Source organism: Candidatus Pelagibacter bacterium nBUS_28 (assembly GCF_051200915.1).
Classification (GTDB): domain Bacteria; phylum Pseudomonadota; class Alphaproteobacteria; order Pelagibacterales; family Pelagibacteraceae; genus Pelagibacter.
Genome location: NZ_CP172844.1, coordinates 987,101 through 1,008,728, shown reverse-complemented (window position 1 = coordinate 1,008,728; position 21,628 = coordinate 987,101). Strand labels below are relative to the sequence as shown.

The 21,628-nt window shown below is 30.3% G+C and carries 22 protein-coding genes and 1 pseudogene; 19 read left to right on the top strand and 4 right to left on the bottom strand.

The window, feature by feature from the left end:
* Positions 1-61 precede the first annotated feature (61 nt).
* The 6 genes from ACIJYC_RS05390 to alaS all read left to right on the top strand — a co-directional run bounded on the left by ACIJYC_RS05390 (position 62) and on the right by alaS (position 6,887).
* Positions 62-259, top strand: a complete 198-nt coding sequence (locus ACIJYC_RS05390) for a hypothetical protein (protein WP_435165301.1) — start codon at positions 62-64, stop codon at positions 257-259.
* Between the two features lie 13 nt (positions 260-272).
* The gene (locus ACIJYC_RS05385; protein WP_435165299.1) at positions 273-638 is read left to right on the top strand and encodes a GFA family protein; all 366 of its coding nucleotides are present in this window, start codon (positions 273-275) and stop codon (positions 636-638) included.
* Positions 639-646: 8 nt separating this feature from the next.
* Complete coding sequence (locus ACIJYC_RS05380; RefSeq protein WP_435165297.1) at positions 647-1,576, top strand: uridine kinase; 930 nt, start codon at positions 647-649, stop codon at positions 1,574-1,576.
* Positions 1,573-2,865: a TolC family outer membrane protein gene (locus tag ACIJYC_RS05375; RefSeq protein ID WP_435165294.1), complete on the top strand. Its 1,293-nt coding sequence runs from the start codon at positions 1,573-1,575 to the stop codon at positions 2,863-2,865. Before ACIJYC_RS05380 ends, ACIJYC_RS05375 begins: the two co-directional genes overlap by 4 nt.
* A gap of 107 nt (positions 2,866-2,972) precedes the next feature.
* Positions 2,973-4,121 carry a recombinase RecA gene (recA, locus tag ACIJYC_RS05370; RefSeq protein ID WP_435089738.1) on the top strand — a complete coding sequence of 383 codons (1,149 nt, stop codon included), beginning with the start codon at positions 2,973-2,975 and terminating at the stop codon, positions 4,119-4,121.
* 99 nt (positions 4,122-4,220) lie between these two features.
* The gene (gene alaS / locus ACIJYC_RS05365; protein WP_435165292.1) at positions 4,221-6,887 is read left to right on the top strand and encodes an alanine--tRNA ligase; all 2,667 of its coding nucleotides are present in this window, start codon (positions 4,221-4,223) and stop codon (positions 6,885-6,887) included.
* Here alaS and ACIJYC_RS05360 read toward each other — a convergent pair.
* Entirely contained in the window at positions 6,879-8,093 is a 1,215-nt protein-coding gene (locus ACIJYC_RS05360; protein ID WP_435165290.1) for an NADP-dependent isocitrate dehydrogenase, read from the bottom strand. The two genes, alaS and ACIJYC_RS05360, sit on opposite strands and share 9 nt — an antisense overlap.
* A gap of 78 nt (positions 8,094-8,171) precedes the next feature.
* On the opposite strand from ACIJYC_RS05360, the gene ACIJYC_RS05355 reads away from it, so the two are divergent.
* The 9 genes and pseudogenes from ACIJYC_RS05355 (at position 8,172) to panB (ending at position 15,458) form a co-directional block, all read left to right on the top strand.
* Entirely contained in the window at positions 8,172-8,819 is a 648-nt protein-coding gene (locus tag ACIJYC_RS05355) for a phosphatidylserine decarboxylase (protein WP_435165287.1), read from the top strand.
* A 2-nt stretch (positions 8,820-8,821) separates the two neighbouring features.
* Positions 8,822-9,625: a CDP-diacylglycerol--serine O-phosphatidyltransferase gene (gene pssA, locus ACIJYC_RS05350; protein WP_435165284.1), complete on the top strand. Its 804-nt coding sequence runs from the start codon at positions 8,822-8,824 to the stop codon at positions 9,623-9,625.
* The gene (locus ACIJYC_RS05345; protein ID WP_435165281.1) at positions 9,625-10,524 is read left to right on the top strand and encodes a glycosyltransferase; all 900 of its coding nucleotides are present in this window, start codon (positions 9,625-9,627) and stop codon (positions 10,522-10,524) included. The genes pssA and ACIJYC_RS05345 overlap by 1 nt, the downstream gene beginning before the upstream one ends.
* Positions 10,525-11,136, top strand: a complete 612-nt coding sequence (locus tag ACIJYC_RS05340; RefSeq protein WP_435165279.1) for an RlmE family RNA methyltransferase — start codon at positions 10,525-10,527, stop codon at positions 11,134-11,136.
* A gap of 37 nt (positions 11,137-11,173) precedes the next feature.
* The gene (gene guaB / locus ACIJYC_RS05335; RefSeq protein WP_435165276.1) at positions 11,174-12,250 is read left to right on the top strand and encodes an IMP dehydrogenase; all 1,077 of its coding nucleotides are present in this window, start codon (positions 11,174-11,176) and stop codon (positions 12,248-12,250) included.
* Positions 12,250-12,687 (top strand): tetratricopeptide repeat protein, encoded by a 438-nt coding sequence (locus ACIJYC_RS05330; RefSeq protein ID WP_435165273.1) that lies wholly within the window; start codon positions 12,250-12,252, stop codon positions 12,685-12,687. Before guaB ends, ACIJYC_RS05330 begins: the two co-directional genes overlap by 1 nt.
* Positions 12,677-14,239 carry a glutamine-hydrolyzing GMP synthase gene (guaA, locus tag ACIJYC_RS05325; RefSeq protein WP_435165270.1) on the top strand — a complete coding sequence of 521 codons (1,563 nt, stop codon included), beginning with the start codon at positions 12,677-12,679 and terminating at the stop codon, positions 14,237-14,239. The genes ACIJYC_RS05330 and guaA overlap by 11 nt, the downstream gene beginning before the upstream one ends.
* Before the next feature lie 22 nt (positions 14,240-14,261).
* Positions 14,262-14,681 carry a VOC family protein gene (locus ACIJYC_RS05320; RefSeq protein ID WP_435165267.1) on the top strand — a complete coding sequence of 140 codons (420 nt, stop codon included), beginning with the start codon at positions 14,262-14,264 and terminating at the stop codon, positions 14,679-14,681.
* 4 nt (positions 14,682-14,685) lie between these two features.
* Positions 14,686-15,458 (top strand): annotated as a pseudogene (gene panB / locus ACIJYC_RS05315) (3-methyl-2-oxobutanoate hydroxymethyltransferase).
* Here the strand turns inward: panB and ACIJYC_RS05310 are convergent.
* Both ACIJYC_RS05310 and ACIJYC_RS05305 read right to left on the bottom strand, forming a co-directional pair.
* Positions 15,459-16,070 (bottom strand): YjbE family putative metal transport protein, encoded by a 612-nt coding sequence (locus ACIJYC_RS05310; protein WP_435165264.1) that lies wholly within the window; start codon positions 16,068-16,070, stop codon positions 15,459-15,461.
* A 95-nt stretch (positions 16,071-16,165) separates the two neighbouring features.
* Positions 16,166-17,422: an ABC transporter substrate-binding protein gene (locus tag ACIJYC_RS05305; RefSeq protein ID WP_435165261.1), complete on the bottom strand. Its 1,257-nt coding sequence runs from the start codon at positions 17,420-17,422 to the stop codon at positions 16,166-16,168.
* Between the two features lie 124 nt (positions 17,423-17,546).
* Between ACIJYC_RS05305 and ACIJYC_RS05300 the strand changes: the two genes are divergently transcribed.
* Genes ACIJYC_RS05300 through ACIJYC_RS05285 form a run of 4 tightly spaced genes read left to right on the top strand, consistent with a single transcriptional unit; the run spans position 17,547 to position 20,842 of the window.
* Complete coding sequence (locus ACIJYC_RS05300) at positions 17,547-18,413, top strand: branched-chain amino acid ABC transporter permease (RefSeq protein ID WP_435095832.1); 867 nt, start codon at positions 17,547-17,549, stop codon at positions 18,411-18,413.
* Entirely contained in the window at positions 18,413-19,426 is a 1,014-nt protein-coding gene (locus ACIJYC_RS05295; RefSeq protein WP_435165259.1) for a branched-chain amino acid ABC transporter permease, read from the top strand. Before ACIJYC_RS05300 ends, ACIJYC_RS05295 begins: the two co-directional genes overlap by 1 nt.
* Complete coding sequence (locus ACIJYC_RS05290) at positions 19,423-20,145, top strand: ABC transporter ATP-binding protein (protein ID WP_435087727.1); 723 nt, start codon at positions 19,423-19,425, stop codon at positions 20,143-20,145. The genes ACIJYC_RS05295 and ACIJYC_RS05290 overlap by 4 nt, the downstream gene beginning before the upstream one ends.
* A complete protein-coding gene (locus tag ACIJYC_RS05285) occupies positions 20,135-20,842 on the top strand; it encodes an ABC transporter ATP-binding protein (RefSeq protein ID WP_435095826.1) in 708 nt (235 codons plus the stop codon). The genes ACIJYC_RS05290 and ACIJYC_RS05285 overlap by 11 nt, the downstream gene beginning before the upstream one ends.
* Here the strand turns inward: ACIJYC_RS05285 and ACIJYC_RS05280 are convergent, their stop codons facing one another.
* Positions 20,843-21,628: a putative hydro-lyase gene (locus ACIJYC_RS05280; RefSeq protein ID WP_435165257.1), complete on the bottom strand. Its 786-nt coding sequence runs from the start codon at positions 21,626-21,628 to the stop codon at positions 20,843-20,845. It lies immediately after the preceding gene.

The following is a 21,628-nucleotide window of genomic DNA, read 5'->3' as shown; positions in this document are numbered from 1 at the left end:
CATTTTGTGCTATTGTGGATAACTCCAACCACTAGTAGTTTAAATTTAGGAAAATAGATTAATGATTTGTATCAAAGCTGAAATACCAAAAGAGCTAAATAATATAGATGACGAGTTAAAAGCTATTTATCATAGCAAAGATACGGTTTGTTTTTATATATTTAAAACAAGAGAATTAAGAAATGAATTTATAGAAAAAACTAAAAGGATGAATAAAGAGAGTAGAGAACAAATTTATAAAGAGTATCAATTAAATTAAGAAAGAGAGTTATATGAAATTAAATTGTCACTGTGGAGCTGTTGAAGCTGAAATTAGTGTTCCAATTAATGAGTTAGCGAAAATTGTAAAATGTAATTGTTCTATCTGTAAAAGAAAAAATGCAACAATGGGTATGGTCAAAAACGAAGATTTTAAAATTACCAAGGGAGAAGACAAATTAAAGCTTTATCAATTTCATTCAAAAGTTGCTAAACATTATTTTTGTTCTGAATGTGGAATTTACACTCATCACAATCCAAGAAGTAATACTGCGATGACTGGATTTAATTTAGGATGTGTGGATGAAGTTGATGTTGCAAACTTAAAAGATATAACTTTGATAGATGGAAAGAACCATCCAATGGATCAGAAAAAATAATAAGTTCGATGAAAGTTACCGAAGAGTGTTTTAGTAAGGTTAAAAAAGATTGTTTTAATTTTATTAAATTACAAGAAACTTCTACAGAAAAGTTTGGTAATAAGGATGGGATGCTAAAGTCTTTTTTAATTCCTATGTGTTTTTGGATTGCAAAAAAAGCAAATAATAAAAGACCTTACTTCGTTGGTTTGGCAGGTGGCCAGGGAACAGGAAAAACAACCATCAGCTCAATTATAAAAATTGTATTAGAAAAATATTTTAAACTTAAGGTATTTAAAATTTCAATTGATGACTTTTATAAAACTCGAAAAGAAAGATTAAATTTATCAAAAAAAGTTCATTCAATGCTAATGACAAGGGGAGTACCTGGAACCCATGATGTACAAATGATGTTAAACTTTTTTAAAAAAGCAAAGAGGAAGAATTTTAAAACAATTGATTTACCAAATTTTAATAAAGCAGTGGATGACAGATCCCCTAAAAAAAATTGGTACAGAATAAAAGAAAAACCTGATATAATAATATTTGAAGGATGGTGTGTTGGAGCTAGAGCAGAAGAAAATAAAACTCTTAAAAAATCAATTAATTCACTTGAAAAAGTAAATGATCCAAAACTTATTTGGAGAAGACATGTTAACCAACAATTAAAGACAAAATATAAAAAATTATACTCGCAACTTAATTGTATGATTTACTTAAAGGCTAAAAACTTTAGCCTGCTTCAAAAATGGAGATTAAAACAAGAGCATAAACTTTGGCTTAAGACTAAAAAATCATCTAGTCACAAGATAATGAGTAAAGGGGATGTGATAAATTTTATGCAAACTTATCAAAGAATTACAGAAAATATGTTCAAAAAAATGCCTATATATGCGTCTATTATTTTGAATTTAAATAGTAACCATCAAATTAAATCTGCGGTATATAAAAGAAAATGAAAAAATTATTAATACTAATTAGTTTAACAGCCTTTAGCTTTGGTAACTCTTTTGCAGTTACTTTATATGATGCTTTAAATCAAACTTATCAAAATAATATTCAACTGAATGCCGAAAGAGAAAATATAAAAGTATCAAAAGAAGATATTAATATTTCAAAAGCAGATTACAAACCATCATTAACTTTAAGTGGCTCTAAAAGTTTAGAAAATACAAATAAACTTACTAACCAAAGTGGAGGAGATGCTGCAAAAACAGATGTTGATCCTTTCACTACATCAATAAAATTAGAGCAAACACTTCTAGACTATGGAAGAGATTTAACTCTTGAAAAAAATATTACTGCATTAGATTTAGCAAAAGCAAAATTGATTAAAAAAGAACAAGATGTTCTTCATAGCGCAATCGATGCTTATTCAAATTTAATTTTAGCTAGAGAAAAGCAAAACATTAATAGAAAAAATTTAAATCTTTTAAGAAGACAAGTTGAGAATGATAAAATTAGATTAGATCGTGGTCAAATTACAATAACTGATTTAGCACAGTCAGAATCTTCATTTGCTGGTGCTCAAGCTCAATATACACAAGCAAAAAGTGATTTATTAATTGCTAAATTAACTTATGAAAACATAATTGGAAATTTAGAAGATCCAAATCAGTTAAGGAAAAATTCAAAATCGATTGTAAGCATTCCGAATTCTTTAAATGAAGCAATTAATTTATCTAAACAAAATAATCCAGATATTAAAATAGCAAAATTTGATTTAGCTCAATCTGAAAAGGATGTGGCAATCTCACAATCAGATTTAAAACCTACCGCATCATTATCTCTAGAAAGATCTTATGCTGATGATATCAGCTCAACAATCGATCAAAGAGAAAAAGATGTTTTAAAAGCTACAATCAGCTGGCCTTTTTATACAGGTGGAAAAACACAATCTACAATTAACAAAAAATCTAATTTAACTACAAGAAAAAGATTATTATTAGATGATACTGTTAGAACCAGCGAAACTCATGTTGCAAGTGCGTGGTCAAGTTTAGAGTCTTCTAAAGGTTTTTTAAATTCTGTAAAAGTTCAAGTTAGAGCAGCTCAAATAGCAAATGAAGGAATTGCTGCAGAATACGAAAGAGGCTCAAGAACAACTCTTGATGTTATTCAATCAAATGCTTTATTGCTTTCTGCTCAACTTTCTCTAGCAAGTTCTGAGAAAAATTATCTTATGGCTCAGTATAACTTGCTAAAAGCTGTTGGTCTTTTAAACAGCCAATATCTAAAACTTAAGTAATTATTTGTTTTTTTAGACTAAAAAATTAATATATTGCTAATGAGAACAAAATGTGTACATTTAATTCATGATTCGAGTGTTAAAAAAATTAAAAAAAGAGGCAAAAAATGACTAAAAGTAACCTAAAAGTAGTTAAATCTACTAAAGATCAAGAAATGGATATTAAAGAAAAGAACAAAGCATTAGACGCAGCAATAGCACAAATTACTGATAATTTTGGAAAAGGCTCAGTAATGAAGCTTGGACAAAGAAGAGCAATGGATATTGAGTCTGTTTCTACAGGATCTTTAAGTCTTGATTTGGCCTTAGGAATAGGTGGATTGCCAAAAGGAAGAATAGTTGAGGTTTATGGACCAGAGTCTTCTGGGAAAACAACATTAGCATTACAAGTTGTTGCTGAAGCTCAAAAAGCTGGTGGAATTTGTGCATTTGTTGATGCAGAGCACGCTTTAGACCCAGTTTATGCAAAAAAATTAGGCGTAAACACAGAAGAACTTTTAATTTCTCAACCAGATGCGGGTGAACAAGCTTTAGAAATAGCTGATACTCTTGTTAAATCAGGATCTATTTCAGTCATCGTAATTGACTCAGTTGCAGCTTTAACTCCAAGAGCTGAAATTGAAGGTGAGATGGGCGATCACCATGTTGGTCTTCAATCTAGATTAATGAGTCAGGCTTTAAGAAAGCTAACAAGTTCAATTTCAAATACAAACACAATGATGATTTTCATCAACCAAATTAGAATGAAAATTGGAGTTATGTTTGGAAGCCCTGAAACAACATCAGGTGGAAATGCGTTGAAGTTCTACTCATCTGTTAGAATGGATATTAGAAGAATTGGTGCCATTAAAGATAAAGATGAAATTATTGGAAACTCAACAAGAGTTAAGGTAGTTAAAAACAAAGTAGCACCACCATTTAAAGTTGTTGAATTTGATTTAATGTATGGAAAAGGGATTAGTAAAATGGGGGAACTCGTTGATCTAGGTTCTAAAGCAGACATTATAGAAAAATCAGGAGCATGGTATGCTTATAAAGGTGAAAAAATAGGTCAAGGTAGAGAAAATGCTAAAACTTATCTTGCTCAAAATCCAAAAGTAGCTGCTGAAATAGAACTGTTAATAAGAGAAAAAGCAGGTGTAATTCAAAAAAAGATTGAAGGAAATCCTTTAGATCCAGAAAAAGCTGCGAAAGATCAAATAGAAGATCCAAAAGCAGAGGCTAAAGAGGAAGTAGTTCCTACTAAAAAAAATTAGTTAAAAAGTCATCTTTAATTATTAAAAGGCGCTTAATTTAAGCGCCTTTTTCCCCTACTGTTATCTAGACATAGAATAAAAAAGCTGTATTTTAAAAATATGGCAGACAAATCTTTAAACGAAATAAGAAATACATTCTTAAAATATTTTGAAAAGAATGATCATAAGATTGTAGAGTCTAGCAACTTAGTCCCAAATAATGATCCAACCTTAATGTTTGCAAATTCAGGGATGGTTCAGTTTAAAAATGTTTTTACCGGATTAGAAAAAAGAGACTATCAAAGAGCAACAACTTCACAAAAGTGTGTAAGAGCTGGTGGAAAGCATAATGATTTAGAGAATGTTGGATATACTCCAAGGCACCACACATTTTTTGAAATGTTGGGAAATTTTTCTTTTGGAGATTATTTTAAAGAACAAGCAATCCATTATGCTTGGAATTTAATTACTAAAGATTTTGGTATAGACAAAAATAGACTTTATGTAACTGTTTACCACGAAGATGATGAAGCCTTCAATTTTTGGAGTAAAATAGCAGGTTTTAACGATGATAGGATTATTCGAATAGCAACATCTGACAATTTTTGGTCAATGGGAGAAACAGGTCCATGTGGTCCATGCTCTGAAATTTTTTATGATCACGGAGATCATTTAGAAGGAGGATTGCCAGGAACTAAAGATGAAGACGGTAATCGTTTTATTGAAATATGGAATTTAGTCTTCATGCAATTTGAACAAATTTCTAAAGATAAAAGAATAGATCTTCCAAAACCATCTGTTGATACTGGAATGGGACTTGAAAGAATTGCAGCACTTCTTCAAGGCACACATGATAATTATGAAACAGATCATTTTAAAAAAATAATAGGTTCTGCATCAGATATTATTAAAATAAAACAAGATCAATCTAATCAATCAAGCTTTAGAGTTATTGCGGATCACTTAAGAGCTAGCGCTTTTTTAATTGCTGAAGGTGTCCTACCTTCCAATGAAGGAAGAGGATATGTTCTTAGAAGAATAATGAGAAGAGGAATGAGACATTCTCATTTACTTGGATCTAAAGAGCCAGTTTTTTTCAATTTGTTTGATACACTTAAAAATGAAATGTCAGGAAATTATCCTGAACTAGTTAGAGCAGAGTCTTTAATTAAAGAAACCCTAAGAATGGAAGAAGAAAAGTTTTTAGTACTTCTAGATAGAGGAATTAAAATTTTAAATGATGAAGTTTCAAAAATAGACAAAGTTTTACCAGGGGATGTAGCGTTCAAGTTATACGATACTTATGGATTTCCATTAGATCTTACTGAAGATATTTTAAGAAATAAATCAATGTCTATTGATACAGAAAAGTTTCAATCTTTGATGAAAGAAAGTAGAGAGCTTGCTAAAAAGAATTGGAAAGGATCTGGGGATGCTGCAGTTGAAGATATTTGGTTTGGAATAAAAGACAAATTAGGTGCTACAGAATTTTTAGGCTATGAAAGTAATCAAGCTGAAGGAGTGGTGTTATCACTTTTATCAAATAACAAAGAGGTAAATGAGTTAAAAGAAAACGATGAAGGTATGATCATTGTTAATCAAACACCTTTTTATGGAGAGTCCGGTGGTCAAGTAGGGGATACGGGTGAAATTATTGCAAATGATTTTAAATTTGAGGTAACTGATGTTCAAAAAAAATTAGGTGATTTATTCGTACATTATGGAAAAGTTATTAGTGGATCAATTAAGACAAATGATAGTGTTGAACTAAAGATTGATATCAAGAGAAGAGATGACACTAGAGCATACCATTCAGCAACTCATTTATTACATGAGTCTTTAAGAAGAGTGCTGGGCGATCATGTAACTCAAAAAGGTTCTTTGGTTGAGCCAAGTCGGCTAAGGTTTGATTTTAGCCATATGAAGCCAATACCATCAGAAGAAATTGATAAAATAGAGAATTTTGTAAACAAAATGGTCTCAAAAAAATCAGATGTGAAAACACGTTTGATGACACCAAATGAGGCGGTTGAAAATGGTGCTTTGGCTTTGTTTGGTGAGAAATATGGAGATGAAGTTAGAGTTTTATCCATGGGAGAAGATGGTGATAAGTATTTTTCAACTGAACTTTGTGGGGGCACTCACGTTAAAAATACAGGTGATATTGGAAAATTTAAGATAATTAGCCAATCTTCAATTGCTGCAGGTGTTAGAAGAATTGAAGCTCTAAGACATAAACAATTAGAGGATTATTTAAATAATAAAGAAAAATTATCCAATCTCTCATCAGAAAAAGATAATGAGCTTATTAAAGAATTAAGTGAACAAATTACTAAATTAGGTGGAAAACCAAATTTGGAGCAATCAGATCAAAAAACATTAATAAAGAATTTATCAAAACAGTTAGAGACAATCTCTGTTAATTTAATTTTGGAAGATAAATCAAAAAATATTATTAAAGATGAAGAAATTAATGGAGTTAAACTAAGACTTCAAAAAGTTGATGAATTGCCACCAAAAGAATTAAGAAAGCTTGTTGATAAAGGAAAAAAAGAATTAAGTGATGGGATTGTAATTGTGTTTGCAAGCAAAGACGATAAAGTTGGCATTGCAGTTGGTGTCACAGATAATTTAACTGAAAAGTTTGATGCAGTTAAATTTGTTAAAGTAGGATCTGAAATAATTGGAGGCCAAGGTGGAGGTGGTAGAAAAGATTTTGCTCAAGCTGGTGGCCAAGATCAATCTAAAATTGATCAAGCTTTTGAAAAACTTAAAACTTTAATTTAATTTCTTTTTAAGATTACCATCAATTTCATCTAAGAATTGATTAGTAGTTAAATACTTGCTTGATGGGCCAATAAGAATAGCTAAATCTTTAGTCATTGAACCGCTTTCAACACATTCGATACAAACTTTTTCAAGTGTATTTGCAAATTCAATTAGCTCGTTATTACCATCTAATTTTCCTCTATGTGCTAATCCTCTTGCCCAAGCAAAAATAGATGCAATAGGGTTAGTTGAAGTTTCTTTTCCTTGCTGATGCATTCTATAATGTCTTGTAACCGTTCCGTGAGCGGCTTCTGCTTCCATTACTTTTCCATCTGGTGTTAACAATGTGCTAGTCATTAAACCTAATGATCCATAACCTTGTGCCATGGTATCAGACTGAACATCCCCGTCATAATTCTTACATGCCCAAATATATTTTCCACTCCATTTCATTGCACATGCAACCATGTCATCAATTAATCTATGTTCATAAGTTAAATCATTTTCATCAAAATCTTTCTTGTATTCTTTTTCAAAAATGTCTTGGAAAATATCTTTAAACCTGCCATCGTATTGTTTTAGGATTGTATTTTTGGTTGACATATAGACAGGCCATTTTTTCATTAGACCATAACTAAAACAAGACCTTGCAAAGTCTTCGATGGATTTGTCTAAATTATACATTGATAGTGCTACACCTGGACCCGTAAAATTAAATACTTCATATCTTATTTCATCTTTTCCATCTTCAGATGTCCACTTAACTTCCATTTTACCTTTTCCAGGTACTTTAAAATCTGTTGCTCTATATTGATCTCCAAAAGCATGTCTGCCAATAACTACAGGATCAGTCCAAGAAGGCACAAGTTTTGGTATATTTTTACAAATAATAGGTTCTCTGAAAACTGTGCCACCTATGATATTTCTTATAGTTCCATTAGGAGATCTCCACATTTTCTTTAAATCAAACTCTTCAACACGAGCTTCATCGGGTGTAATTGTTGCACATTTAATACCAACACCAATTTTTTTTATAGCGTTTGCCGAGTCTATGGTGATTTGATCGTCTGTATTATCTCTACTTTTCATGCCCAGATCGTAATATTCGATGCCAAGATCTAGATATGGAAGTATTAGCTTGCTTTTAATGAATTCCCATATAATTCTGGTCATTTCATCACCATCTAGCTCAACGACAGGGTTATTTACATTGATTTTACTCATTAAATAAAAAAATTATCTTATTAATTGAATTTGATTGGTTTATATACATATTAATCAAAAATTAGCAAATAGAAGAATATGTTCAGCAAGATATTTCCACCGATACATACAGAAGGCTATAAATTTTTAGTCATAGCAGGATTTATAACTGTTGTTTTATTATTTATTAGTGGTTTTTTAGGAACGATTGGATTGTTATTAACTGTTTGGGTTTACTATTTTTTTAGAGATCCAGAACGAGTTATAATTGAAGATGATAATTACCTAGTTAGTCCAGCCGATGGTGAAGTAATAAAAGTTGAAGAAGTAGATGGACCAAAAGAAGTTAGTTTAGATAATAAAAAATTCAAAAAAATAAGTATATTCATGAATGTGTTTGACTGTCATGTAAACAGAACACCTTGTTCTGGAAAAGTAGAGGAAATATTATATAAACCCGGAAAATTTTTTAACGCTTCGTTAGATAAAGCAAGTGAAGATAACGAGAGAAATTATTATAAGTTAAAAGATAAAAGTGGAAATGATATAATTATAGTTCAAATAGCTGGACTTATTGCTAGAAGAATTGTCTGTGAAACAGATAATGGTCAAGAGCTAAATCAAGGTGATAGAATTGGAATGATTAGATTTGGAAGTCGTGCAGATGTATACTATGAAAACTACGAACCGTTAGTGAAAATTGGACAAAAAACAATTTCTGGTGAGACTTTATTGGCTAAAAAATAAAAATGGAACAGCCAAAAAATAATTTAAAAATTATAGCAGATAAAAAAAATACTAGGGTAATCTTACCTAATATGCTCACTTTAATAGGAGTTTGTATTGGGTTAACCTCAATTAGATTTGCACTAGATGAGAAATTTGAATTTGCAATTATAGCAATAATTTTTGCAGCTTTATTTGATTGGTTAGATGGAAGAATTGCAAGACTAATTAAAGGAACTTCAGAAGTTGGAAAAGAATTAGACTCTCTAGCAGATGTGATAAGTTTTGGTGTGGCACCAGCATTTATAATGTATTTTTGGAAGCTGAATGAATTAGGAAGATTCGGTTGGTTATTATGTTTAATTTATGTAAGTTGTGTGGCATTAAGATTGGCAAGGTTCAATGTAAATACAAATCAAGAACCATCATGGAGAGATAATTTTTTTGAGGGTGTTCCGTCACCAGCAGGAGGAATTTTAGTTCTAACACCCTTAATTGTGAGTGTTACAAGTTTTGATTATATAGCACTTAATTACGATATTATTGTGCCAACTTGTTTTATAGTAATCTCTCTACTATTAATAAGTAAGTTTCCTAGCTATTCATTCAAAAAAATAATTGTTCAAAGAAAAGCAACTATTTTTTTATTATTTGGTATTGTCTTATTTTTAGGATTACTTTTAATTTATCCTTTTAACGTAATATCGATAAGCTCAATTATATATCTGCTAATGTTGCCAATTAGTTTTTTTCATTTTCAAAAATTAAAAAAACAAAATCCGGATAAAAATTTTCCTGTGGATGATGATTTAGAAGATGTATTATAATGAAAGAAAATGTAATAATATCTCTTGCAGACTCTAATTATTTTGAATTACTTAATGAGTTAGTGGACTCTATAAAACGCTTTAAAGAGAGCAATAATACTGCAATTTGTATAATGGATGCAGGATTGACTGATGATCAAAAGTCTATTCTAGCAAGAAAAGTCGATGAAATAAAACTTGCTAATTGGGATATAGAAGTTCCGAATTTTAAAATTAGAGGTAGAGAGTGGTTAAAAAGCCAAGTATCAAGAGCATTTCTTCCGAAGTATTTTCCTAATTATAAAAAATATTTATGGATCGATGCTGATGCTTGGGTCAATTCATGGGAAGTGATTGAATTGTACTTTAAAGGATGTGAAAATAACAAACTGTCTATTGCAACATCAGCAGACAGAGCTTACGGACGAGTTTTAAGAGCTGAATGGTTTTTAGGTAGTTTTGCTAGAATAAAATCTCAAAACTATAAACATGCAAAATCATCTGGTTTTTCTGAAAAAATTGCAAGACAAGTAGCCTTAAAACCTCATTTGAATATAGGTGTATTTGCATTAGAAGCTAATGCCTCTCACTGGGATGTTTGGCAAAAAAATTTAAAAATTGCCTTAAAAGCAGGAAAGATTTGGGGCTCAGAACAAATTGCTATGAACATAACAATTTATTGTGACAATCTATCTGTAGAAATTTTACCAGCTTATTGCAATTGGACACATATATCAGGAATGAAATATGATACTGAAAGAAAAACTTTGGTTGAACCTTATCTTCCGAATCATGAAATTGGCATTATACATTTTGCTGGCAAAAATAATGATCAGATAAGAAATAATAAAAACTTTATATCAAAAATAGAAACTATTGATGGCAAAATAATTGATAGAAAATTACGATTTAATAATTAATTGAAAAAAAATAAAATTTCTAAAAATTGGGTCAATAAACAAAGAAGAGATACCTTTGTAAGACAATCAAAAGTTGATGGTTATAGAGCTAGATCTGCATATAAATTAATCGAAATAGACAAAAAATTTAAAATTTTCAAAGGTGGACTTTCAATTATAGATATAGGAGCTGCTCCAGGTAGCTGGTCACAGTATGCTTCAAAAACTGTAAAAAGTGGAAGGTTAATATCTATTGATTTAAAAAAAATGGAACCAATTGGTAATACTGTTCAAATCCAAGGTGATTTTACAGAAGAAAGTATTCAAAATGAAATTAGAAAACATGTAAATACTAAAGTTGATGTTGTTATGTCAGATATGGCAGTAAATACGACAGGTATTAAGAATATAGACTCTATTCAAACAGGAGAGCTATGCAAGGAAGCCATGTTTTTTGCAAAAGATTTATTAAAAATTAATGGATACTTTATTTCAAAAATTTTTATGGGTGGAACATTTAACGAAATAGTCGCAGAAGGAAAAAAATATTTTAAAGAAGTTAAGGTTTTTAAACCAAAATCTAGCAGAAAAGACTCTAAAGAAAGTTTTATAATCTGTTGTAAACTTAGATAGAGACTTTAATTTCTAAAGGAATCGTATATAAAAGATTATGGATCCTATAAAAGAAGCACTTACCTTTGATGATGTTACTTTAGCTCCGAAATACTCGGAAATACTACCTTCTGAGGTGAATACAGATACCGAATTAACCAAAAACCTTAAACTTAAAATTCCTCTTTTATCATCGGCAATGGACACAGTTACAGAGAGTAAAATGGCAATTGCTATAGCAAAATCAGGAGGAATAGGAGTTATTCACAGAAATTTAGATATTAAAAACCAAATTCAAGAGCTTAAAAAAGTAAAAAAACATAAATTATTAGTAGGTGCAGCAGTTGGTGCTGGACCAAATGAATTTAAGAGAGCTGAGGCAATAGTTAAAGAAGGTGTAGATTTAATAGTAGTCGATACTGCTCACGGACATACTAAAAAAGTGGGAGAGATAATTAAATTTATAAAAAAATTTAAAAATAATAAAGTTGCACTATGTGCTGGAAATATAGCAACACCTGAAGCCGCTAAATTTTTGATTAAATTAGGTGTTGATATTATTAAAGTTGGAATTGGCCCTGGATCAATTTGCACAACAAGATTAGTTGCTGGAATTGGTGTTCCACAGCTAAGTGCAATATTATCAGTAAGAAATGGATTAAAAAATAAAAATATAAAGATAATTTCAGATGGAGGAATTAAATATTCAGGTGATCTTGCAAAAGCCTTTGCAGCAGGAGCTGATGCTATAATGATAGGATCATTATTTGCTGGCACTGATGAGGCTCCAGGAAAACTAATTAAAAAAAACGGAAAATTGTTTAAAAGCTTTCGTGGAATGGGTTCCGTAGGAGCAATGAACAAAGGGTCAGCAGACAGATATTTTCAAACAAAACAAAAAGACACATCAAAATACGTTCCCGAAGGTGTAGAGGGATTTGCAAAGTATAAAGGTGATGTAGAAAGTATTATATATAAATTGATTGGTGGATTAAGATCATCCATGGGTTATCTTGGTTCAAAAAATATTACAAAACTAAGAGTAAAACCAAACTTTGTTAAGATTACGAAAGCAGGATTTTATGAAAGTATGGTTCACAACGTAGATATGGTTAAAAATGATAATAAATATTAATGAATAAAATTCTTAAAATAATTACTCTGATATTCTTTTTAGTTTTTTTTGCCAATATGGCATCAAGCAAAGATAATTTTTTTGATGAAGCATTAAAAATGTATCAAGATAAAAAATATGATGATGCACGTTTTATGTTAGAACGAAACATAGTATTTAATCCAAAGGATGCTAAATCGTATCTATATTTAGCAAAGATTTATAATCATGAAGAAAATCAGAGGAAAGAAGAGTATAATTTAGATACAGCATTATTGATAGAGCCAAATAATGAAGAAGTTATTCTAATGTTAATGAAGATAGCTTTAAAGAAATCAAATTATTCAAAAGTTAAAGATCTTTCCAAAACCTTTGTAAAAGTTTGTATAAAATTATGTAATAAAAGTGATGAAATTCAAAAGTCTCTCATAAATATAGAACCAGAAAATGAGTCTTGATCAAAATCTTAATAAAATCTTAATCATAGATTTTGGTTCTCAATTTACACAATTAATTGCAAGAAGAATAAGAGAATTGGGTGTTTTTTCAGAGATTGTAAGTCATAAAAAAATAAAATTAAAGGATGTAGATCAAACTATAAAAGGAATAATTTTATCTGGTGGTCCATTAAATGTTTATCAAATTAACAAATATTCATTTGATAAAAAAATTATAAATTTAAATATTCCTATTTTAGGCATTTGTTTTGGCCATCAAATTCTTTCTAAACTTAATGGAGGAAGAGTAAGACAATCCAAACATCGAGAATTTGGACTTGCAAATATATATAAAAAAAATGAAAGCCTTTTAATTAGAAATTTTTTTAACAAACAAAAATTAAAAAAAGTTTGGATGAGTCATGCTGATCAAGTATCAAGACTTCCAAAAAATTTTAAAGTAATAGCTTCCAGTACTAATTCAAAATTTGCAATTGTTGAAAATAAATTAAAAAAATTTTATGGGATACAATTTCACCCAGAAGTTACACATACTAAAAATGGTAAAAAATTAATTAGTAATTTTATTTTTTTGATTTGCAAAATTAGACGTAATTGGTCTTCTAAAGATCAAAAAATTCAACTAATTAAAGAGGCTAAAGATCAAATTGGATCGGAAAAAGTTATTTGTGCTTTATCAGGTGGCGTTGACAGCAGTGTGGTAGCTCAATTACTAAATAAAGCGATTGGAAAAAAACTGTATTGTATTTTTGTTAATACGGGCCTTTTGAGAAAAGATGAAGAAGTGCAAGTAGTACAGACTTTCAAGAAAAGATTAAAAATGAATCTAATTTATGTTAATGCAGAAAAAGAATTTTTAAAAAAACTACATAATGTTTCTGATCCTGAAAAAAAGAGAAAAATTATTGGCAATCTTTTTATAAAAATATTTGAACGATATGCTAAAAAAATAAAAAATGTTAAATTTTTAGCTCAAGGAACTCTTTACCCAGATTTGATCGAAAGTAAATCTGTGACCGGAAGTCAAACATCTAAAATTAAATCACATCATAATGTTGGTGGGCTTCCAAAAAAGATGAAATTAAAACTTGTAGAACCCTTAAAATTTCTTTTTAAAGATGAAGTTAGAAAATTAGGTTTAGAATTAAATTTAAGTAAGGATATTATCTCAAGGCATCCTTTCCCAGGACCTGGTTTAGCAATTAGAATGCCAGGGATAATTACAAATGATAAAATTAAAATACTTAAAGAAGCTGATTCTTATTTTATACAAGCATTAAGAGATCATGGTCTTTATCACAAAATATGGCAAGCATATGCTGCTTTGTTACCTGTCAAAACAGTAGGTGTTATGGGTGATAATCGTACTTATGAGTATTTATGTCTTTTAAGAGCAATAACTTCTGAAGATGGAATGACAGCAGATTTTTATGAGTTCAAAAAGTCTTTCATGGAAACAATTTCTAATCAAATAGTGAATAGCATAAGAGGTATTAATAGAGTTGTTTATGATATTACCTCAAAACCACCTAGCACTATTGAATTAGAGTAGTTTTAAACTATAAATTAGTTTTATGAAATATTTGCATACCATGATCAGAGTTAAAGATATTGATGAGTCATTAAAATTTTTCTGTGGTGGGTTAGGCTTAAAAGAAACAAGGCGTATGGAAAATGAAAAGGGCAGATTCACACTGGTCTTTCTTGCAGCTCCAAATGATGAAAAAGCAGAAATTGAATTAACATACAATTGGGATGGCGATGAACTTGGTAAAGGTTCAAGAAATTTTGGCCATTTAGCTTATAGAGTTGATAATATTTATGAAACCTGCCAAAGATTAATGGATATGGGTTATACTATTAATAGACCACCTCGTGATGGCCATATGGCGTTTGTTAGATCTCCAGACAATATTTCAATTGAAATACTTCAAGAAGGAAATTTAGAACCTAAAGAACCTTGGGCTTCAATGGAAAATACCGGCTCGTGGTAAGTCGATGAAAAAGCAAATATTAGATATAATTAAAAAAAAAATAAATCAAAGATTGTTAGTTTAACTGCTTATTCAAAGAATATTGCTTCAATCTTGGATAACTTCTGCGATATAATTTTAGTAGGAGATTCACTTGGTTCAGTTTTATACAATTATAAATCTACAAGACAAGTAAGTTTAAAGACTATGATAGAGCATTCAAAAAGTGTGAGAATGGGTATTAAAAAAAGCTTAATGGTTGTTGATATGCCACATAACACATATCGAAATGCTAAAGAAGCACTTAAAAATGCAAAAAAAATAATTTCAATTACAAAATGTGATGCTGTTAAATTGGAAGGTGGGAAAAAAATTTATAATATTGTTCAAGCTTTAACTAAAAATAAAATACCAGTAATGGGTCACTTAGGATTACTGCCTCAATCAGATAAAACTTTTAAATACAAAGGAAAAAAAAGTTCTGAAAGAAATAAGATTTTAAATGATGCCAAATTATTAGAAAGTGCAGGTGTATTTTCAATTGTTCTTGAATGTGTAGAAACTACTCTAGCAAAAAAAGTAACAAGTCAGATTAACATTCCAACTATTGGAATAGGAGCTTCAAATAATTGTGATGGACAGATTTTGGTACTAGATGATTTGATTGGACTTAACCCAATAGATGTTAGGTTTGTTAAGAAATATAGCAACATTAGAAAAGAAATAAAAAAAGCAGTATTTAATTATTCTCAGGATGTGAGGCAAAAAAAGTTTCCACTAAAGAAACACTCTTATTAACTAAAAATATTTAATAAATTCTTCATTAATTTTTAAAATTTCTAGATCAACTAATCCACCAATTATTAACTGCAATCCTACAATAAGAATAAATATTAACCCCATATAAGCAATCCAGATATGTTTTTTTATGTAATTTGCCATGTAGGTTGCTAAGGCTCCAGTCAAAACGACCGATAAAACAAGGCCAAAAATCATAAAACCAAAATATTCTTTAGCCGCTGCAACAACCCCAATAACATTGTCAAAGCTAATCATAATATCTGCAAATAAAACTTTTCCAATACTACTTATGTAAGAGGGTTCTTTTGTTTTTTTAGTTTGTGATTTAATTTTTTTAATATCAACCAAATCTTTTCTTAAATCATTGACAATCCAAATTAATAATAATCCCCCTAATATTTTGATGAAATAAAATTTAAATAAGTAAGTAGCAAATATTGCAAAAAAAATTTTGAATACAAAAGCTCCTGCCACACCCCACAAAATAATTTGTTTCCTATTTTTGGGTACAAAGTTTGCTGCAATTGAACCAACTATAACTGCGTTATCAGCTGTTAAGATAATAGTGATAAAAATAATTTTAGTTAAAATAACAAGTTCTTCAATCAAGGTAAGTTAATATTATTTTAAATTTATAATAATTCAATAAAAAGTATAAAAAAAAAGGCGGCCAAATTAATGACCGCCTCTAATATTATCTAAAATTATTTTTGAGACCAAGTAGGCATTGGATACTGCAATTTACATGCAGCTAATTCAAATGGATAAACTGTACAATATTTACCACCTTGAACTTGCATCAAAATACCTCTAGTTTTTTCATTTTGACCGTCAGCACCAAATTTAATTCCTCTGTAAGGAACAATTAAAGAGTCTGATGACATATCTAAATTAACTAACGCTTGTCTAATTTTTTCAGGATCAGTTGATCCAGCATTATTAATTGCATTCGCTAACGCCATAAAGCCAGTAAAAGCTCTAGCTGGTACATCAGATAGATCTCTTCCACCTGAGTGAGTTTTGAAAAGGTCATTTACAGTACCAATCATTGGAATTGTAGTAGCCAAGTCAGTATTGAAAGGAGATCTTGTAATTACACCTTCAGCTTTACTTCCCATAGTAGCTATAAATTTTGGATCAGTATATCCAGCATTCTGTGCAACTAAAAGTTTAGGGTTATAATCAAGTTCTTTAGCAGTATTTAAAAACAAATAAGCATCAGCAGTATAAGATGATGGCAATAAAACATCAGGGTTTTTTGCTTTCAATCTCTGTACTTCAGAACTTAAAGATGTTGTTTTTGCTTTATAGCTAATTTTTTCAATAACTTTAAATCCTTGATCTTTAGCCATTTTATTTTGTGTTCCACCACTATCAGATCCCCACAAAGTATCTTCATGAATAATACCAAGTGTATTTAATTTGTTATTATTCTTTTTGTTGAAGTCATTCATAAATTCAAACATTAATTGAGTAAATTCACCATCGTGTGGAGTAACTCTAAAGAAATATTTAAATCCTCTTGTTGTTAATTTTGGAGATGTAGACTCACCATTAACCCAAGGTATACCAGCTCTTTCAGAAACTTGACTAGCTGCACCAGTAACTGATGAATAGTAAGCTCCAAACATTGCGTGAACTTTATCAGAATTTAACATTTTTTCTGTTTCACCAACTCCAATATCTGGTTTTCCACCATGGTCACCAACAACTATTGAAATTTTTCCACCACCCAAACCTTTTAGACCAGCATTTTTTGCTAAAGGCATTCCAGGAATATTGTGGCTATTATTAATAATATCTAAAGCAGTTTGTACTGCAGCAACCGCATCCTTACCCACTTGGGCTACAGGACCAGTTAATGGATACAGTACTCCAATTTTAACATCTTGCGCAGAACTTATTACAGGTGCACAAATTAATGATAAAAAAGTAAATACTGCAAGTATTAATTTTTTCATTTATTTCCCCTCATATTTGTTTTTGTTAATAATTAATTAAATACCATATATAAAATCAATTCAATGATATACTTTTGCAATTATATATAATGTTTATACGTATTCTAATTTATATTTATTCTAAATGACATCAGAGATTATTCTTCAAGCAATTGTTACCGGTCTAATGATGGGATTAATTTATGCCTTAATAGCTGCAGGACTGAGTTTAATTTTTGGTTTAATGGATATTGTGAATTTTGCTCACGGTGAACATTTAATGCTATCAATGTTTTCTTCATTTTGGCTGTGGTCATTATTTGGGATTGATCCTATTTTTTCAATTCCGATTACAATTTTATTGATGGCTGTATGTGGAATACTCACACACTATTTTTTAATTAGATACATCTTAAAAGCAAAAATGTTAATTCAAATTTGTGCTACTTTTGGATTATCAATATTCATAAGATCTATAGCTCAATTATTATGGACACCAGATTTTAGAAATATAGAAAAACCTTTATTAGAGGGTAGGCTTGAAATAGGATCTGTTTTTATTGGTCAACCACAATTAGTAGCAAGCTTAGTATGTTTGGTTGCTTTTATAGCTTTGTATTTATTTGTCACAAAAACTGAAACTGGTTTAGCTTTACAGGCTACAGCTCAAGATAGACACGCTGCTGAAATTTTAGGAATTCCTTCAAACAAAATGTTTGCAATTGGATGGGCAATCGGACTTGGATGTGTAGGTATAGCAGGAGGAATGATGGCTAACTATTTTTTCATTTTTACTGATGTAGGAATTAATTTTGCTTTATTTGCATTCGTTGCTGTAGCTCTAGGTGGTTTTGGAAGTATTATTGGCTGTTTATATGCAGGAATAATTATTGGTCTTGTAGAGTCATTAGGTGGCTTATTGATAGATCCATCTTTTAAACTTTTGTATGTCTTTGCAATATATTTATTAGTGGTAATTTATAAACCTCAAGGTTTATTTGGTAGATATTAATGAACGATAAATTATTAACCGCACAAGCAGAGCCACTTTGGAACACAGACAAAAAGATTATTTCATTAATTGCTGGTATAGTTTTATTATTATTTGCACTACCTCATTTTGGATTAAACTCTTTTTATCTCCATTTAATGATCATGATTTTCATGCATGCTGTTATGGCTCAATCTTGGAACGTAATAGCTGGATTTTCTGGCCAGATTAGTCTTGGACATGGTGCTTTCTTTGGCATAGGAGCTTATGCAACTTCATTTTTTTATGTTCAGTACGGTATTTCTCCTTGGATAAGCATATTTTTTGGAATAATTTTTTCAGGAGTTGCAGCAGTTTTAATTGGAATACCAATGCTTAGATTAAGTGGGCATTATTTTGCAATCGCAACGTTGCTGATAGGGATAAGTTTTCAAGTGGTTTTTCAAAGATGGGATTTAGTTGGTGCAGCATCTGGTTTATGGGTTCCAATGACATCTGGTGACTCTTGGTTAGCGCTTCAATTTCACACAAGTAAAATGCCTTACTATTATGTTTTTTTAGTATTTTTTTTAATCACTTTTTATTTGGTTTGGATCTTAAGTAGATCAAAATTAGGATTTAGATTAAGAGCTGTGAGAGATGATCCTCAAGCGGCATTAAGTTTGTGTATTAATGTTTCAAATTACAAAATTATTGTTTATGTAATATCAGCTATGATTATGGCTCCAATGGGAAGTTTGTTTGCTCAATATATTTTAATAATTGATCCCGATAGAGTTTTTAATATTGAAATATCAATTATTGTTTTGTTGATAACTGTCCTTGGTGGAATAGGTAATGTTTGGGGGCCATTACTTGGAGCAGCAATCTTGATTCCAATTTCAGAATATTCAAGAATATATTTAGGTGGTACAGGTGGTGCGGTAGATCTAATCCTTTATGGACTAATATTAATGTTAATTTGTGTCTTTAGACCAGATGGACTTATATCTTTTGTTCCAAAAAATATTTTAGAGAGAAAAAAACAAAGATGAAAATTTTATCTGTAGAAAATTTAAGCAGAGCTTTTGGTGGAATTAAAGCAAACAATAATATTTCTTTTGACGTTGAAGAAGGCTCTATACTTGGTGTAATTGGCCCAAATGGTGCAGGAAAATCTACTTTATTCGACTTAATCACAGGTTATACAAAAGCTGATACTGGTGAAGTTAAATTTTTTGAAAAAAATATTTTTGGATTAACTCCTGACAAAATAAGCAAACTAGGTATTGGAAGAACATTTCAAAAATTAAAACCATTTGCAGATCAAACATTGCTTGAAAATGTCATGATAGGTTCGTTTGTTAAAGAAAAAAATATTAAAAAAGCTAGAGATAAAGCTTTAGAAATAATTGATTTTGTTGACTTGATTGAGAAAAGACATCATTTTGCAAAAGAGCTTTCTACAGGACAAAGAAAAAGACTTGAGATGGCAAGGGCAATGGCAATAGAGCCAAAATTATTACTAATGGACGAAGTAACTGGTGGCGTTGACCAGAAAACTATACCTGGTCTCGTGGAACTTATCAAAAAACTTAAAAAGTCAGGAGTTACAATTGTTACGATTGAACATAATATAAATATCATTATGGAGATTTCAGATAATATCTTAGCTTTAGATCAAGGAGAAAGAATAGCCTATGGCTCTCCAAAAGAAATTCAAAATAATAAACAGGTTGTGGACTCTTATTTAGGAACATTCGATGCTGCTTGATATTAAAAATATTGATGTTTTATACGATGACTTCCAAGTAATTTGGGACGTATCTATAAATGTTAAGAAAGCAGAAATGGTTGCTCTTTTAGGGCCAAACGGTTCTGGAAAAAGTACAATTTTAAATACAATAAGTAATTTAGTACATCATAAGAATGGAAGTATACATTTTGATAACAATTTAATCTCCAAAGAACCTACGCATAAAAGAACTGCACTAGGCATATCTCATGTTCTTGAAAGAAGAAGAGTTTTTCCTCATTTGACTGTAATGCAAAATCTTTTACTTGGTGCTTGGCACCCTGCAGCTAAAAAGGAATTAGATAATTCGCTAAATAAAATTTATAAGATCTTTCCAAAACTTGAAGCTAGATCCAGCCAATTAGCGAGGACAATGTCTGGCGGTGAACAACAAATGTTGGCAATAGCTAGAGGTATGATGGGACTTCCAAAACTTTTAATGGTTGATGAACCTTTTTTAGGTTTATCACCTATGGTAATGAAAGATTTAATTAAAATTTTTAAAAATATTGTTAACGAAGGAATATCAATTTTGTTTGTTGAGCAAAATGTTAGATTAGCTCTTAGTATGGCCGATAGAGGTTATGTACTTGAAAGTGGAAGATTAGTTATTGATGGAAAATCAGAGGATCTAATTGATAACGATAAAGTTACAAAAGTTTTTTTAGGAAATTAATTATAAGGCTGCTAAATCATTATTTAGCTTATCAGTTATAAGCATTTTTCCAGGACTGTGTGTTATACAAAAATCTGGTTTCGAATCTTGTAAAACAGATTGTGGTGTTACTCCACAAGCCCAAAAAACTGGAATTTCATTATTCTTAAATGCTTTTGGTGGATCACCATATTCTGGATTCATTATGTCTTTTATACCAATTTCTGAAGGGTCACCCAAGTGTACAGGTGCACCATGAACAGCTGGAAATCTTGAGCTAATTTGGACTGATCTAATTGTATCTTTTGAATTCAATGGCCGCATAGATACTACAAGTTTTCCTGAAAACTGCCCAGCTGGTTCACAATCTATTGAAGTTCGATACATTGGTACAATAGTATTATTCTCTATATGCTGAATAGGTATTCCTGCTTCAATTAAAGGTAACTCAAAAGACATCGAGCATCCCAAAACAAATGTTGTTAAATCTTCATTCCAATATTTTTTTATATCATAAGGCTCATCAACAATTTTTCCTTTTTCCCATATTCTATATTGAGGTACATCTGTTCTTATATCGATATCTCCCAAATCTTTTAAAGATGGATCACCCTTAGTGCCAAAGCCTATTAGAGGACAAGGCTTTGGATTTTTTTGACAAAATGAAGCAAAATCCATTGCGTACTTACTTGGTAAAATACAAATATTTCCTTGTACATATTTGTTTGCTGATCCAGCTGTTTGTTCAGTATATTCGTTATTTCTGATAACTTTTCTTGCTTCTTTTGGATTTTGTATGTCAAGCAT

Coding starts and splice junctions, on each gene's coding strand:
- ACIJYC_RS05390 (WP_435165301.1), top strand. CDS start 62: ATGATTTGTATCAAAGCTGAAATACCAAAAGAGCTAAATAATATAGAT.
- ACIJYC_RS05385 (WP_435165299.1), top strand. CDS start 273: ATGAAATTAAATTGTCACTGTGGAGCTGTTGAAGCTGAAATTAGTGTT.
- ACIJYC_RS05380 (WP_435165297.1), top strand. CDS start 647: ATGAAAGTTACCGAAGAGTGTTTTAGTAAGGTTAAAAAAGATTGTTTT.
- ACIJYC_RS05375 (WP_435165294.1), top strand. CDS start 1,573: ATGAAAAAATTATTAATACTAATTAGTTTAACAGCCTTTAGCTTTGGT.
- recA (WP_435089738.1), top strand. CDS start 2,973: ATGACTAAAAGTAACCTAAAAGTAGTTAAATCTACTAAAGATCAAGAA.
- alaS (WP_435165292.1), top strand. CDS start 4,221: ATGGCAGACAAATCTTTAAACGAAATAAGAAATACATTCTTAAAATAT.
- ACIJYC_RS05360 (WP_435165290.1), bottom strand. CDS start 8,093: ATGAGTAAAATCAATGTAAATAACCCTGTCGTTGAGCTAGATGGTGAT.
- ACIJYC_RS05355 (WP_435165287.1), top strand. CDS start 8,172: ATGTTCAGCAAGATATTTCCACCGATACATACAGAAGGCTATAAATTT.
- pssA (WP_435165284.1), top strand. CDS start 8,822: ATGGAACAGCCAAAAAATAATTTAAAAATTATAGCAGATAAAAAAAAT.
- ACIJYC_RS05345 (WP_435165281.1), top strand. CDS start 9,625: ATGAAAGAAAATGTAATAATATCTCTTGCAGACTCTAATTATTTTGAA.
- guaB (WP_435165276.1), top strand. CDS start 11,174: ATGGATCCTATAAAAGAAGCACTTACCTTTGATGATGTTACTTTAGCT.
- ACIJYC_RS05330 (WP_435165273.1), top strand. CDS start 12,250: ATGAATAAAATTCTTAAAATAATTACTCTGATATTCTTTTTAGTTTTT.
- guaA (WP_435165270.1), top strand. CDS start 12,677: ATGAGTCTTGATCAAAATCTTAATAAAATCTTAATCATAGATTTTGGT.
- ACIJYC_RS05320 (WP_435165267.1), top strand. CDS start 14,262: ATGAAATATTTGCATACCATGATCAGAGTTAAAGATATTGATGAGTCA.
- ACIJYC_RS05305 (WP_435165261.1), bottom strand. CDS start 17,422: ATGAAAAAATTAATACTTGCAGTATTTACTTTTTTATCATTAATTTGT.
- ACIJYC_RS05300 (WP_435095832.1), top strand. CDS start 17,547: ATGACATCAGAGATTATTCTTCAAGCAATTGTTACCGGTCTAATGATG.
- ACIJYC_RS05295 (WP_435165259.1), top strand. CDS start 18,413: ATGAACGATAAATTATTAACCGCACAAGCAGAGCCACTTTGGAACACA.
- ACIJYC_RS05290 (WP_435087727.1), top strand. CDS start 19,423: ATGAAAATTTTATCTGTAGAAAATTTAAGCAGAGCTTTTGGTGGAATT.
- ACIJYC_RS05285 (WP_435095826.1), top strand. CDS start 20,135: ATGCTGCTTGATATTAAAAATATTGATGTTTTATACGATGACTTCCAA.
- ACIJYC_RS05280 (WP_435165257.1), bottom strand. CDS start 21,628: ATGCTTGACATACAAAATCCAAAAGAAGCAAGAAAAGTTATCAGAAAT.